Below are 13,744 nucleotides of genomic sequence, written 5' to 3' on the forward strand. Positions count from 1 at the left end.
CGACGTCACCGAGGGCGAACCCCCAGCCTACTGGTCGCGCCTCCTCAGGCCGTGGAGGACCGCTCCGGAGCCGTGAGCCCGCTCGCCGCCGCGGCCAGCACGGCCTCCTCCACCTTGAGGCGCCGCTGCGGGTCGAGGCCCTCGTGCTCGGCGGTCTCCAGGCAGAACGCGTCGAGCACCGAGCTGCCGAGCGTCGAGACCCGCGCCCACCGCACGTCGAGGCCCTCGCCCTCCAGTGCCGCCGCGACCCGGTAGAGCAGGCCGATGCGGTCGCTGGTGCGCAGCTCGAGCACCACCGCCCCCGTGGCCTCGTCGTCGAACCACACGACGCGGCTCGGCGCCGGGGCCGGTCCGGGACGGTCGTAGTCGCGCTCCTTGGCCTCGAGGCGCGCCGGCAGGTCGAGCGAGCCGCGCAGCACTCGCACGAGGTCCTCGCGCAGCAGCGACGCCTCGGGCAGCCGCCCGAAGCGCGGCGAGACGGTGAACGCGTCGACGGCGACGCCGTCGTGCTCACCGAGGTCGGCGGCGTGCACCTGCAGCGAGTGCAGGGCCAGCATCCCGGCGGCGCGCGAGAGCAGGCCCGGCCGGTCGGGGGCCGCGACGGTCATGGTGATCGTCGTCAGCTCGCCCTCGCCGGTGACGGCCACCTCGGGGCGGCCGCTGTCCGCGACCTTCCTGGCGAGCGCGAGCGCCTCCTCCGACAACGGCGACGGCCCGGGCGTCGGCTCCCCGGCCATGACGACGCGGCAGCGCTTCACCAGGTCGCCCATGAGCGTCGCACGCCACGGCGTCCACACGCCCGGCCCGGTGCCCAGCGAGTCGGCCTCGGCGAGGGCGTGCAGCAGCTCGAGCAGCACCGGGTCGGCGTTCAGCGTCTCGACGACGCGCTCGACCGTCGCGGGGTCCTCCGGGTCGCGCCGGGACGCGGTGTGGGGCAGCAGCAGGTGGTGACGCACCATCGCCGCGAGCAGGTCCACGTCGGCGGGCCAGAGCCCGAGGCGCCGGCCGAGGTTGGCGGCGAGGCGCTCGCCGACCACGGAGTGGTCCTCGTCGCGGCCCTTGCCGATGTCGTGCACGAGCGCGCCGAGCAGCAGCAGGTCGGGCCGCGAGACGCGCGTCGTCAGCTCCGCGGCGCGGCGGGTGACCTCGACGAGGTGGCGGTCGACGGTCCAGACGTGCTGACGGTCGCGCGGGGGCAGGTCGCGCACCGCGCCCCACTCGGGGAAGAGCCGACCCCACAGGCCCGTGCGGTCGAGCGCCTCGATGACGTCGACCATGCCCTCGCCCGCGCCGAGCAACGCCAGCAGCTCGGACAGGGCCGCCCGGGGCCACGGCTCGCGCAGCTCGGGCGCCGCGTCGGCCAGGCGGTGCAGGGTGCTCGCCGAGATCGGCAGCTGGGTGCGCGCCGCCGTCGCGGCCAGGCGCAGCACGAGCGCGGGATCCCGGGCGACCTGGGCGTCACGGGCGAGGACCACCTCGCCGCCGTGCTCCACCACGCCGTCGTCGAGCGGGCGACGGGCCGGGGCGCGGCGCAGCGCGGCCAGGCCCCGGCGCGGCAGCGCGGCGCGCGCCGAGCGCACGGCGGTGTCGGTGGCGAACACGACGGTGCGCGCCGCACCGGAGAGGGCCCGCGCGAGGTCGAACCGGTCGGTGACGCCGAGCTCGCCCGCCGCGGCGGCGACGACCTCGTGCGCGTCCTCGGCCTGCATCACGTCGCGTGCACGCCCCGCGCGGCGGTGCAGCTCGACGCGCAGGTCGAGCATCAGACGGCGCGCGTCCTGGACGTCGACGGTCGGCCGGTCGACGAGCTGGGCCGCGGCGAGCGCGTCGAGCAGCTGGACGTCGCGCAGCCCGCCGTGGCCGTTCTTGAGGTCGGGCTCGATCCGGTGGGCGACCTCGCCGGAGCGCGACCACCGCGCCTCGGTGGCTGCGACGAGGTCGTCGAAACGGTTGCGGATGCCCGCGCGCCACGCCTGGCGGGCGGTGGCGGCCAGTCGCTCGGCGAGCTCCGGGTCGCCCGCGAGGTGGCGGACCTCGAGCAGGCCCAGGGCCACCCGCAGGTCGGTGGTGGCGACCTCGATGGCCTCGCCGACCGTGCGAACCGAGTGGTCCAGTCCGATGCCGGCGTCCCACAGCGGGTACCAGAGCGCGTCCGCCACCCGCGAGATCTGCTCGCGACCGCCCCTACGGCCGCGGCCGTCGTGGACGAGCACGAGGTCGAGGTCCGAGTACGGCGCGAGCTCCTTGCGACCGAGCGCGCCGACCGCGACGAGCGCGGACCCCTCCCCCACCCCGACCGCCGCGGCGCGCGACGACAGCCAGAAGTCGTGCAGCTCGACCAGCGCCTCGCGCAGCGCGGCCGGCCCGAGCCGGCGCGCCCCCGCGGGCGGGTCGAGCAGCGCGGCGCGGGCCCGGACGAGATCGACGGCGTCGCCGTTCGTCGTCCCCCGCTCGTCGTCGAGGCTCGACGGCCCGTCACCGTCGCCGTCCCGCCCCGCGTCCGCCACGGCCATCCGCCGCGTCCCCTCTCCCGTGGTGGTGCCAGGACGACGGCGCCGGGCCCCCGTGACTGCGGGGACCCGGCGCCGTCGTGATGCCGAGCTCCTAGAGGGCGTCCGCCCCGCGCTCGCCGGTGCGCACGCGCACCACGGTCTCGACCGGGGTCACCCAGACCTTCCCGTCACCGATCTTGCCGGTGCGGGCGGTCTCGGCGATCGCGTCGACGACCTTCTCGGCGGAGGTGTCATCGGCGACGACCTCGATGCGGACCTTCGGCACGAAGTCCACGGAGTACTCCGCACCCCGGTAGACCTCGGTGTGGCCCTTCTGGCGGCCGTAGCCCTGGACCTCGCTGACGGTCATGCCCAGGACCCCGAGCTGCTCGAGGGCGCCCTTGACGTCCTCCAGCACGAACGGCTTGATGATCGCGGTCACCATCTTCATGTCGTTCAGCCCTCCTTGCCTGCGGTCGCCGTGACCTGCGTGGGAGCAGACATCGTCGACTTCGAGGACCCGAGACCGCCACCGGTACGCAGGCTCGAGAAGTCGTAGCCCGACTCGGCGTGCTCGCCCTCGTCGACACCCGCGGCCTCGCTGTCGTCATCGACCCGCAGGCCCAGGACGGCCTTGACGACGAAGGCGATGATCGCCGTGACGATGCCGCAGTAGGCGATCACCGCGACGGCCGCGAGGGCCTGGATGCCGAGCTGGCTCCAGCCGCCGCCGTAGAACAGGCCCGCGGCCTCGGCCGGCGCACCGTCCCAGGCGAAGAAGCCGATGAGCAGGGTGCCGACGAGACCACCGACGAGGTGGACGCCGACCACGTCGAACGAGTCGTCGAAGCCCAGCTTGTACTTCAGGCCGACGCCGTAGGCGCACGCGACACCGGAGATGAAGCCGATGGCCATGGCGCCGAGCGGGGTCACCGCGGCACAGGCCGGGGTGATGGCGACGAGGCCGGCGACGATGCCCGAGGCGGCACCCAGCGAGGTGGCCTTGCCGTCACGAATCTGTTCGATGATCAGCCAGCCGCAGATCGCGGTGCAGGTGGCGACGACGGTGTTGAGGAACGCGTACGAGGCGGCGTAGCCCGCGACCGCGGCCGAACCGGCGTTGAAGCCGAACCAGCCGAACCAGAGCAGTCCGGCGCCGAGCATGACCAGCGTCAGGTTGTGCGGGCGCATGGCCTCACGCGGCCACCCGCGGCGCTTGCCCAGGATCATGCACAGCACGAGCGCGGCCGTACCGGCGTTGATGTGGACCGCCGTACCACCGGCGAAGTCGACCGCCCCGATGCCGTTGGCGATCCAGCCGGCGTCGAGGTCGAACACCCAGTGGGCGATCGGGAAGTAGACCAGCGTGGCCCACAGGAGGGAGAAGACCATCCACGAGTTGAACTTCATGCGGTCCGCGGCGGCGCCGGCGATGAGACCGACCGTGAGGATCGCGAACATGGCCTGGAAGGCCACGAAGGCGATGTCCGGCAGCCCGTCGGTCTGCACCGTCTCGGAGAGCAGGCTCGAGAGCATGAAGTACTGGCCCGGGTTGCCGAGCAGGCCACCGCCTACGTCGTCACCGAACGACAGCGAGTAACCGAAGATGACCCACAGCACGCCCACCGTGGCGAAGGTGCTGAAGACCATCATCATCATGTTGAGGACGCTCTTCGAGCGCGCCTGGCCGCCGTAGAACAGCGCCAGGCCCGGCGTCATGAGCAGGACCAGCGCGGTGCTGGTCAACATCCAGGCGATCGTTCCGCTGTCGAGTTCCACGGCCAGCAGCTTCCCTTCGTCGCGGGGGAACCGATTTCGCTGAGCGAGGATGCGCAGGTCGTGTTTCGGATGAGAGCGCGTGGTGTTTCGTGGCAGTTAACAGCCGGGCGACCGGTGTCACCATCATGTTTCGCAGCCGGGCAATCCGGAGCGTCATCGTCGGCGTGAGACGCCGGCCATGACGCTGCGCGAGCATCGGCTGCCCGATCGGAGCACCGGCCGACTCACGCGCCCGCGCCGCCACCACTCTGGAGGACGAGGCAGAAGGGGTTGCCGTCGGGGTCGAGGTAGACCCGGAACGTCGTCCCCGGCTGCGTCTCGGACCTGGTCGCCCCGGCCGCGAGTACCGCCGCCTCGCCGTCGTCGAGGTCCTCGACCTCGAGGTCGAGGTGGGCCTGGAGCGCGCCCTCCTGCGGCCACGCCGGGGCGCGCCGGGCCGGCGCGAGCTGGAAGGCGAGCGTGGGCGCACCCCCGGCGTCGAGCTCAACCCAGTCGTCCTCGGTCGGGTCGGCGACCGGGAGGCCGAGGATCGTGGAGTAGAAGCGGGCGAGCGCGTGCGGGTCGGGGGTGTCGAAGGCGGTGACCTGGAGGCGAGCGATGCCGGGCATGGGCTGCACGGTAGAGGCGCGCCCCGACAGGGCTACGTCAGCAGCGCGTCCACGAACGCGCCGGGCTCGAACGGCGCGAGGTCGTCGGGGCCCTCGCCGAGCCCCACGAGCTTCACCGGCACGCCGAGCTCGCGCTGCACCTGGAAGACGATGCCGCCCTTGGCGGTGCCGTCGAGCTTGGTGAGCACGACGCCGGTGACGTCGACGACCTCGCTGAACACGCGCGCCTGGGTCAGCCCGTTCTGGCCCGTGGTGGCGTCGAGGACGAGGAGGACCTCGTCGACCTCGGCCTGGCGCTCGACGACCCGCTTGACCTTGCCGAGCTCGTCCATCAGGCCCGTCTTGGTGTGCAGGCGGCCCGCCGTGTCGAGCAGGACCGCGTCGACGCCCGCGTCGGTGCCGCGCTTGACGGCGTCGAACGCGACGCTGGCGGGGTCGGCGCCCTCCTTGCCGCGGACCGTCTCGGCACCGGCGCGCTCGCCCCATGTCGCGAGCTGCTCGGCGGCCGCGGCGCGGAACGTGTCGGCGGCACCGAGCATGACGACGTGCCCACCGCCGACGAGGACGCGGGCGAGCTTGCCGGTGGTCGTGGTCTTGCCGGTGCCGTTGACCCCCGCGACGAGCACGACCGCGGGACGCCCGTCGTGCGCGAGCGCGCGCACGGACCGCTCCATGTCCGGTCCGAGCGCCTCGACGAGCACCTCCCGCAGCAGGTCGCGAGCCTGCTCCGGCGTGCGGACGCCGCGCGAGGCGATGCGCTCGCGGAGCTTGCTGACGATCTCCTGGGTGGTCGCCGAGCCGAGGTCGGCCAGCAGCAGCGTGTCCTCGACCTCCTCCCACGAGTCCTCGTCGAGGTCCCCGGCGCCGAGCAGACCGAGCAGACCCTGGCCGAGTGTCGACCGCGAGCGTCCCAACCGGCCGCGCAGCCGCTCGAGGCGGCCCTCGGCGGAGGGGATCTCCTCGGCGGGTGCGGCGGGAGCGACGGTCGCCCCGGTTGAGGGGGCGACGGTCTCGGTGGACGTCGGCGCCGCGGGCGCTTCCGGCCCCGCCCGTGTCTCCTGCTCAGGGGTCTCACGCTCGGCGGCCTCCGGCTCAGGGGCCTCCGGCTCAGGGGCCTCCGGCTCGGCGGCCTCCGGCTCGGCGAGCGGCCCGGGGCCCGTGGCAGCGGCGTCTGGCTCGGCGGTGTCGGGCTGGGGCCGCTCGGCGGTGTCGGGCTCGGCGGGCTCGGCGGGCTCCGGGGTGGGTCCGGGCTCGGGGTGCGGCGGGGCGAGCGTGGCGCCGCCGCTACCCGCACTGAAGCTGAACCCGCCGCCCGCCTGGTACGAGCCCTTCGTGGGCTTGGCCTCCTCCTGCTCCTCGGCGAGCGAGACCTGTCGGCGCCGGCGCAGGGCGAGTCCGACGCCCAGCACGATGAGCAGGACGACGACCACCGCGACCACCACGATCGTGGCGATCAACCCGGGCGGCAGGGGCGCGGGCGGGGGCGGCGGCGGGGCGGCGGGAAGGCCGAGCGGGGAGGTCAGCGGCGAGCTCCGGAACGACACGCCGGTCAGTCTCCCAGCCGCGCGCGGTGGCGGCGCGCGGCCGGGTGGACTGCGAGCGGGCCTGTCGGCTCTCGTGGACCGCATCGCGAAGCGAAGCACTCACGGGCTCCGGGACACGACGGGGTGGGCGGACGTCGGGGTGAGACCGGTGATCGCTCCAGGTGCTCGGTCGACCCGATGTCGTCCGGGGCACGGAGCCGCCGCAACGATCATCCTCGCCCGGCGTCCACCCGCTCCCGCCGCGGAGGACCAGGAGCGCACCGGGCATGTCGCGGGCGCCCGCACGTGCACCACGACGCCCGTGGTCTCCGGCGCGATCCCTCACGCCGCGAGCAGGACCACCGCCAGCACGAGCAGTCCCAGCCCGGCGAGGACGGCGACGCCCCCGAGCGCCAGCAGCGCCGCGCACATCGCGAACCCGGCGGTCCGCTGGCGAGCCGGGCCCAGCGAGCCGGCGAGGCGCGGCAGGGCGGGCGCGCGGTAGAAGACCTCGACGGTGTTGCCCGCGCACACCGGCACCGCGTCGGCGACGTGGCCCCAGGAGCGCCGGCCGGTGCGGCCGTGCTCGACCTCGATCTCCACGAGGTGCCGGCCCGCGGGCAGGTCGATCGGCGTGCGGCCCCAGGCGAAGCGCCACGGGTAGCCGTCGACGCTCACCGCGACACGGCGCGCGCCGAGGTGCGGGCTCAACCGGGAGTAGGAGCTGTCGATCACCAGGCGTCCCGGCGCGAGCTCGACGGCCCCGGAGGGACTCGGGGCAGGAGCCGACGCCCGGACCACGGTCCGCAGCGGCACCAGCGGACCCGACGGCGCCCCGGTCTCCCGGCGGGCGTGCCGGCCGGTGGGGGGACTCGATCGTACCGCCGTCATGTCGCCCCCCGATCAGCCTCAGCCCGCTCGCAGCGCCTCACCAGCACGATAGAGGCGCCGATCGCGAGCCGGGAGGCCACGACAGCGTCGTCCTCGACCCCCGATCAAGGCGGCTGGTGATACTCAGAGCAACGTAACAGCACGTACAGTGATCACGACGGAGTGGTCTCGGCATACGGTCCGGGCGCATCCGCGCCACGCAGGCGTTGCGAGATGACAGCGGTGATCCCGTCGCCTCTCATGCTCACGCCGTAGAGCGCGTCCGCGATCTCCATCGTGGGCTTCTGATGGGTGATGATCACGAGCTGGGAGTTGCGGCGGAGCTCGGCGAGCAGCCCGATGAGCCGCCGCAGGTTGGCGTCGTCGAGCGCCGCCTCGACCTCGTCCATGACGTAGAAGGGCGAGGGGCGCGCCCGGAAGATCGCCACGAGCATGGCCACGGCCGTCAGCGACTTCTCGCCGCCGGAGAGCAGCGAGAGCCGCTTGACCTTCTTGCCCGGCGGGCGCGCCTCGACCTCGACACCGGTGGCCAGCAGGTCGTCGGGGTCGGTGAGCACGAGCCGGCCGTCGCCACCCGGGAAGAGCACGGGGAACACCGCCTCGAACTCCCGCGCGACGTCGGCGAAGGCCGTCGCGAAGACCTCGAGGATCGTGGCGTCGACCTGCGAGACCACCTCGAGCAGGTCCTTGCGGCTGTTCTTGACGTCCTCGAGCTGCGTCGACAGGAAGCGGTAGCGCTCCTCGAGCGCGGCGTACTCCTCGAGGGCGAGCGGGTTGACCTTGCCGAGCTGGCCGAGCTCCTTCTCCGCCCGCGTCGCCCGGCGCTGCTGGGTGGCGCGGTCGAACGGCTCGGGCGGGGGCATGACGACCTGCTCCCCGCGCTCCCGGGCCGCCTCGACCTCGGCGACCTCACCGGCGGGCGGGGGGATCGGGACGTCGGGGCCGTACTCGGTGACGAGGTCCTCGAGCCCGATCCCGAACCGCTCGCCGATCCCGGCCTCCATCTGTTGTAGGCGCGTGCGCTGTTCGGCGCGCACGACCTCGTCGCGGTGCACCGCGTCGGTCAACCGCTCGAGCGAGGCCTGCAGCTCCCGCTGCCGCTCACGGGCGGTGTCGAGCTCGCCGGCCCGTGCCGTGCGGACGGCCCCGGCGGCGTCGCGGGCCTCCGCGGCGCGGGCGAGCGAGCTCTGCAGGCGCGCCAGCGCGTCCTCGCCGTGGCGGACGGCCTCCCCGGTGAGCGCCGCGACCCGCGCGCGCTCGCGGGCCCGCTCCTCGGCGCGAGCCCGGGTCTCGCGCTCGCCCTCCGCCCGCCGGCGCATCCCCTCGGCGCGCCCGGCGACGGCGCGCAGGCGCTCCTCGGCGGTGCGCAGCGCCAGGCGGCCGTCGACCTCGGCGGCCCGGGCTGCCGTCAGCGCCGCGGACGCCCGGTCGCGCTCCGCCGCGTGGTCCTCCGCATCGGCGCCCGCGGCCCCGTCGGCCAGCTCGGCCGCCTCGTCCTGGGCCATCGCGAGCCGCTCGGTGAGCTCCTCGAGCTCGTCGCGGCGCTCGTCGCGGGTGCGCTCCACCGCCGCGCGCCGCTCGATGAGGCGCTGGGACTCCGCTTCCGCGGCGCGCACGGTCTCGGACAGGCGGCCGTGGCGACGCGCGGATTCGGCGCGTGCGGCGTCGTCGGCCGCGCGGCGGGCCTCGGCGGCGCGGCGGGCCTCGGCGTCGGCGCGGCGCCGGTCGTCGCGGACCTGGCGGGCGACCCCGACCTCGGCGCGGGCGGCCGACTCGGCCTCGCGCGCCGCCTCGAGCGCGGCGTCGGCCTCGCGGACGTGGCGCTCGGCGGCGGCGAGCCGGTCGCCCGCCTCGTCGGCGGCGGCCTGCATCTCGAGCAGGCTCGGGTTGCCCGAGGGGCCGCCGGCCGCCCAGTCGGCGCCGAGGAGGTCCCCGTCGCGGGTGACGGCGCGCAGGTGCGGGTGGTCGCGGACGACGGCGCGGGCAGCCGCGCGGTCGTCGACGACGACGACGCCGGCGAGCACGCGCGCGACGGCGCCGGCGAGCTCGTCCGGGGCGCGGACCAGGTCGGCGGCCCAGCGGGTGCCCGCCGGCGGCGCGCCCCGCGACGAAGCCGCCCCGTCACCGCCGCGGCCATGGTCGAGCTCCCCTGTCGGCGTGCCCCCGTGGATGCTTGCTCTCCCGCCGACCAGCAGCCCGGCGCGTCCGCCCTCGGTGTCGTGGAGCCGGTCGAGCGCGTCGGCGGCCGCGTCCGGCCCGCGCACGGCGACCGCGTCGGCGGCCGGGCCGAGCGCCGCGGTGACCGCGTCCTCGTCCCCGCCGTTCACCCGCAGCAGGGCGGCCACCGACCCGAGGACCCCCGGCACCGGGTCCGCGGCGGCGAGCAGGGCGCCGGCGCCGTCGCGGCGGGTCAGGCCGAGGGCGAGCGCATCCGTGCGGGCCTGCCAGTGGGCGCGGTCGCGCTCGGCGTCGCGGTGCGCGGCACCGGCGGTGTCGACGGCGGCCCGGGCGGCCTCGTGGCGCTCGACGGCGGCGTCGAGGGCGGCCTCGGGGTCCGGGGAGTCGTCGTCGGGCTCCTCGACCCGCTCCGCCGCCGGCTCGGCGGTCACCGGCGAAGGACCCGTCTCCTCCTCCACCGCGGCCAGCTCCTCGCGGGCCAGGGCGGCACGCTCGTCGGCCTCGGTCAGCGCGGCCGCGATCTGCTCGAGCTCCTCGGTGGACGACGCCAGGCGCCCGCGCAGCGTCTCCACCTGGCCGGCGAGGCGCGCCACGCCCTCCCGGCGGTCGGCGGCGGCGCGGGTGGCCGCGGCGAGACGTCGGTCGGCCGCGGTCAGTGCGTCCTCGGCCTGCTCGCGGCTCTCGGCGTGCGCCTCGAGGGTGGCGCGGGCCTCGGCGACCTCCGCCTCGAGGGCGGCCTCGTGCTCGGCCGCCTCGCCCGCACGGCGCTCGAGCTCGTCGGGGTCGGGGCCGGTGGGCGCGTCCTCGGCGGTCGCGACGTGCCGATGGCGCTCGGCGGCCAGCGCGACCGTGCCGCGCAGGCGCTCCTGCAGCGCCGAGAGCCGGTACCAGCCCTCCTGCGCCCGCGTGTGCGCCGGCGTCGCGGCCTCGACCGCCGCCTCCAGGGTCGTCACCTGCTCGCCGACCTCGGCGAGCGACCGCTCGGTCTCGTCGCGGCGCTGCCGGGCGGCGTCCTCGTCGGCCTGCTCGCGGGAGATCGTGGTGCGCAGGGTCACCAGGTCGTCCGCGGCGAGACGCAGCCGGGCGTCGCGCAGGTCGGCCTGGATGGTCTGGGCGCGGCGGGCGATCTCGGCCTGGCGACCGAGCGGCTTGAGCTGGCGGCGCAGCTCGGTGGTGAGGTCGGACAGGCGCGTGAGGTTCGCCTGCATCGCCTCGAGCTTGCGCAGCGCCTTCTCCTTGCGCTTGCGGTGCTTGAGGACGCCGGCGGCCTCCTCGATGAACGCCCGGCGCTCCTCGGGCCGCGACTGCAGGATGGTGTCGAGCTGGCCCTGGCCGACGAGGACGTGCAGCTCGCGGCCGATACCCGAATCGGAGAGCAGCTCCTGGACGTCGAGCAGACGACAGCTGCTCCCGTTGATCTCGTACTCGCCCGCCCCGGAGCGGAACACGCGGCGGGTGATCGACACCTCGGCGTACTCGATCGGCAGGGCGCCGTCGGCGTTGTCGATGGTCAGCGTGACCTCGGCGCGGCCCAGCGGGGCGCGCCCCGACGTGCCGGCGAAGATGACGTCCTCCATCTTGCCGCCGCGCAGGGCCTTGGCCCCCTGCTCGCCCAGCACCCAGCTGATGGCGTCGACGACGTTGGACTTGCCGGAGCCGTTGGGCCCGACCACGCAGGTGATGCCCGGCTCGAAGCGCAGCGTCGTCGACGACGCGAAGGACTTGAAGCCCTTCAGCGTGAGGCTCTTCAGGTGCACGCCCGGTCCTCCTCCCCCGCCCGGGTGCCGCGGAACGCTACGCGAGCCGTGAAACGTCGGTCGCGGCGGATCCCGGCCGGTTTCGAACCCCGGGTCCCTCGCCAATCCCTCCGCATGGCTACCGCAACGCACTACCTCGAGGTCAACGCGCCGGCCGCGCAGTGCTACCAGTGGTGGCGACCGCTCACCCACCTGCCGCAGATCTTGGACGACGTGAAGTCGGTGGAGCCGAAGAGCGGTGACGCGGGCGTCACGCACTGGGTCGTCGACGGCCCGCTCGGCAAGCAGATCGAGTGGGACGCGAAGATCATCGACGAGGAGACCGACCGGAAGATCGCGTGGAAGTCGCTCGAGGAGAGCAACAACCACGTCGAGACCGGCGGCGCGGTGCGCTTCGACCCGCACGGCGACACGACCGGCGTCGAGGTCAGCCTCCACGTGAACACGCCGGGTGGCGCCGCGGGTGACGCCCTCGCGAAGCTCTTCGACGACCCGCAGAAGAAGATCGAGAAGGCGCTCGAGGAGTTCAAGCAGCTCATGGAGGGCAACCGCGACTAGCGGCCCCTGCGTCACGGGCTCCGCACCCTCGCGGTGCGGGGCCCGACGTGTCTAGGCTCGAGGTGTGACCGAGCCGGAGCACGAGCCGGGGTACACCGAGGACGGTGTGCCCACGTTCGAGCACGTCCGCGAGACGATCGAGCGCCGCTCCGCGACCGCCGCGGGCTACGAGGAGCTCGTGGCCGAGAGCCCCGCGGGGCGTGAGCGGGCCGAGCGCGAGGCCGACCACGACGCCGCGGCCCGCGACAAGCTCGAGGAGATCCGCCGCTCCGTGCGCGGCGAGCGCTGACTCTCGGGCCGGCGGGACGGCGAGGCGCCCCAGGCGACGGGAGCGGTCAGACGTGCCGGCGCCGCGGGCGGGGCTGGCAGGTCGGGCACCAGTACGACGAGCGGTTCATGAACGGCGCGCGCCGCACCGGCGTACCGCAGCGCGGGCAGGGGCGGTCCTGCTGCCCGTACACGGCGAGCGCGCGGTCGAAGTAACCCGAGTCGCCGTTGACGTCCACGTACAGCGCGTCGAACGACGTGCCGCCCGCCGCGAGTGCCTCGCCCATGACCTCCCCCGCCGCCGCCAGCAGGCGCCGCCCCTCGGGACGGGTCAGCGTCGCGGTCGGGCGCTCGTAGTGCAGCTTCGCCCGCCACAGCGACTCGTCGGCGTAGATGTTGCCGATCCCCGACACCAGGGTCTGGTCGAGCAGGGCGCGCTTGAGCCCGGTCCGCCGGCGGCGCAGGGCGCCGACGGCCACCTCGGCGTCGAACGCCGGGTCGAGGGGGTCGCGGCCGATGTGCGCCACGGGCACCGGGAGCGCCTCCGGGCCGGTGACGTCGGTGACCGTGAGCCCGCCGAACGTCCGCTGGTCGACGAACCGCAGCTCGGACCCCCTCTCGGCGTGCTCGTCTGATTCGTCGAAGCGTAGGCGGATGCGGAGGTGCACCTCGTCGCGCCGGTCGGCGGGCTGGACGAGCAGCTGCCCGCTCATGCCGAGGTGCGCGAGCAGGGCGGCCTCGACCTCGCCGTCCGGCTCGCCGAGCTCCAGCCACAGGTACTTGCCGCGACGGCGCGCGGCCCGCAGGACCCGCCCGGAGAGCCGTTCCCCGAGCTCGACGGCGCCGCCTGCCTGGCGGCGCACGGAGCGGGGGTGGGTGACCTCGACGGACTTCACCCGGCGGCCGAGCACGTGGTCGGCGAGTCCCCGCCGGACGACCTCGACCTCGGGGAGCTCAGGCACCCGACCCGTCGTCCCCCTCGAGGAACTGGTATGCCGTGCGGGCGGCCTTCTGCTCGGCTTCCTTCTTGGTGCGCCCGACCCCGGTGCCCCGCTCCTCGCCCGCGACGACCACCGTGGCCGTGAACACCTTGAGGTGGTCGGGGCCCTCCTCGGCCATCCGGTACTCGGGCACGCCGAGATCGGAGGCGGCCGTGAGCTCCTGGAGGCTGGTCTTCCAGTCGAGCCCGGCGCCGAGGAGGGGCGCGGTGCGCAGCAACTCGCCGAAGAGACGCTCGACGACCTGGCGGGAGATCTCGATGCCGTGCTGGAGGTGCACCGCGCCCAGCACGGCCTCGACGGCGTCGCCGAGGATGCTCGGCTTGTCGCGCCCGCCGGTCAGCTCCTCACCGCGGCCGAGGTGCAGGCGGTCGCCCAGATCGAGCTCGCGCGCGACGCCTGCGAGCGCGTGCATGTTGACGACGCTGGCGCGCAGCTTGGCCAACTGGCCCTCGGGCAGGTCGGGGTGCTCCCGGTAGAGCCGCTCGGTGACGACGACGCCGAGCACGGCGTCACCGAGGAACTCGAGGCGCTCGTTGGTCGGCAGTCCGCCGTGCTCGTACGCGTAGGAGCGGTGGGTCAGGGCGAGCTCGACCAGCTCGGGGTCGAGGTCGACCCCCAGCACGTCACCGAGTGTGGGCTCCGCCGGGCTGTCCGCCGACCGGGTGCTCGACGCCGTCATGCCGCGGGCGT

General features: G+C 75.0%; 11 protein-coding genes. 2 read left to right on the plus strand and 9 right to left on the minus strand.

Features of this window, described 5'->3' with window-relative positions:
- Nucleotides 1-44: 44 nt before the first annotated feature.
- The 7 genes from AC2A1K_RS00335 to smc form a co-directional block, all read right to left on the minus strand.
- Nucleotides 45-2,513 (minus strand): [protein-PII] uridylyltransferase, encoded by a 2,469-nt coding sequence (locus AC2A1K_RS00335; RefSeq protein ID WP_483894315.1) that lies wholly within the window; start codon nucleotides 2,511-2,513, stop codon nucleotides 45-47.
- A 91-nt stretch (nucleotides 2,514-2,604) separates the two neighbouring features.
- A complete protein-coding gene (locus AC2A1K_RS00340; RefSeq protein ID WP_483894316.1) occupies nucleotides 2,605-2,943 on the minus strand; it encodes a P-II family nitrogen regulator in 339 nt (112 codons plus the stop codon).
- A gap of 5 nt (nucleotides 2,944-2,948) precedes the next feature.
- On the minus strand, nucleotides 2,949-4,241 hold the full coding sequence (locus AC2A1K_RS00345) for an ammonium transporter (protein ID WP_483894678.1): 1,293 nt from the start codon (nucleotides 4,239-4,241) through the stop codon (nucleotides 2,949-2,951).
- A gap of 254 nt (nucleotides 4,242-4,495) precedes the next feature.
- Nucleotides 4,496-4,879, minus strand: coding sequence for a VOC family protein (locus AC2A1K_RS00350; protein ID WP_483894317.1), 384 nt, complete (start codon nucleotides 4,877-4,879; stop codon nucleotides 4,496-4,498).
- 32 nt (nucleotides 4,880-4,911) lie between these two features.
- Nucleotides 4,912-6,321 (minus strand): signal recognition particle-docking protein FtsY, encoded by a 1,410-nt coding sequence (gene ftsY, locus AC2A1K_RS00355; protein WP_483894679.1) that lies wholly within the window; start codon nucleotides 6,319-6,321, stop codon nucleotides 4,912-4,914.
- 423 nt (nucleotides 6,322-6,744) lie between these two features.
- Nucleotides 6,745-7,293, minus strand: coding sequence for a hypothetical protein (locus AC2A1K_RS00360; protein ID WP_483894318.1), 549 nt, complete (start codon nucleotides 7,291-7,293; stop codon nucleotides 6,745-6,747).
- Between the two features lie 152 nt (nucleotides 7,294-7,445).
- Entirely contained in the window at nucleotides 7,446-11,228 is a 3,783-nt protein-coding gene (gene smc, locus AC2A1K_RS00365) for a chromosome segregation protein SMC (RefSeq protein WP_483894319.1), read from the minus strand.
- A 114-nt stretch (nucleotides 11,229-11,342) separates the two neighbouring features.
- On the opposite strand from smc, the gene AC2A1K_RS00370 reads away from it, so the two are divergent.
- Nucleotides 11,343-11,786, plus strand: a complete 444-nt coding sequence (locus tag AC2A1K_RS00370; RefSeq protein WP_483894320.1) for an SRPBCC family protein — start codon at nucleotides 11,343-11,345, stop codon at nucleotides 11,784-11,786.
- A gap of 64 nt (nucleotides 11,787-11,850) precedes the next feature.
- Nucleotides 11,851-12,075 carry a hypothetical protein gene (locus AC2A1K_RS00375; RefSeq protein ID WP_483894321.1) on the plus strand — a complete coding sequence of 75 codons (225 nt, stop codon included), beginning with the start codon at nucleotides 11,851-11,853 and terminating at the stop codon, nucleotides 12,073-12,075.
- A 46-nt stretch (nucleotides 12,076-12,121) separates the two neighbouring features.
- Here the strand turns inward: AC2A1K_RS00375 and mutM are convergent, their stop codons facing one another.
- Nucleotides 12,122-13,015: a bifunctional DNA-formamidopyrimidine glycosylase/DNA-(apurinic or apyrimidinic site) lyase gene (gene mutM, locus AC2A1K_RS00380; protein ID WP_483894322.1), complete on the minus strand. Its 894-nt coding sequence runs from the start codon at nucleotides 13,013-13,015 to the stop codon at nucleotides 12,122-12,124.
- Nucleotides 13,008-13,733, minus strand: coding sequence for a ribonuclease III (gene rnc / locus AC2A1K_RS00385; protein WP_483894323.1), 726 nt, complete (start codon nucleotides 13,731-13,733; stop codon nucleotides 13,008-13,010). The genes mutM and rnc overlap by 8 nt, the downstream gene beginning before the upstream one ends.
- Nucleotides 13,734-13,744: the final 11 nt, after the last annotated feature.

It is taken from the genome of Actinomycetospora sp. 2LY8.5, from assembly GCF_057180585.1.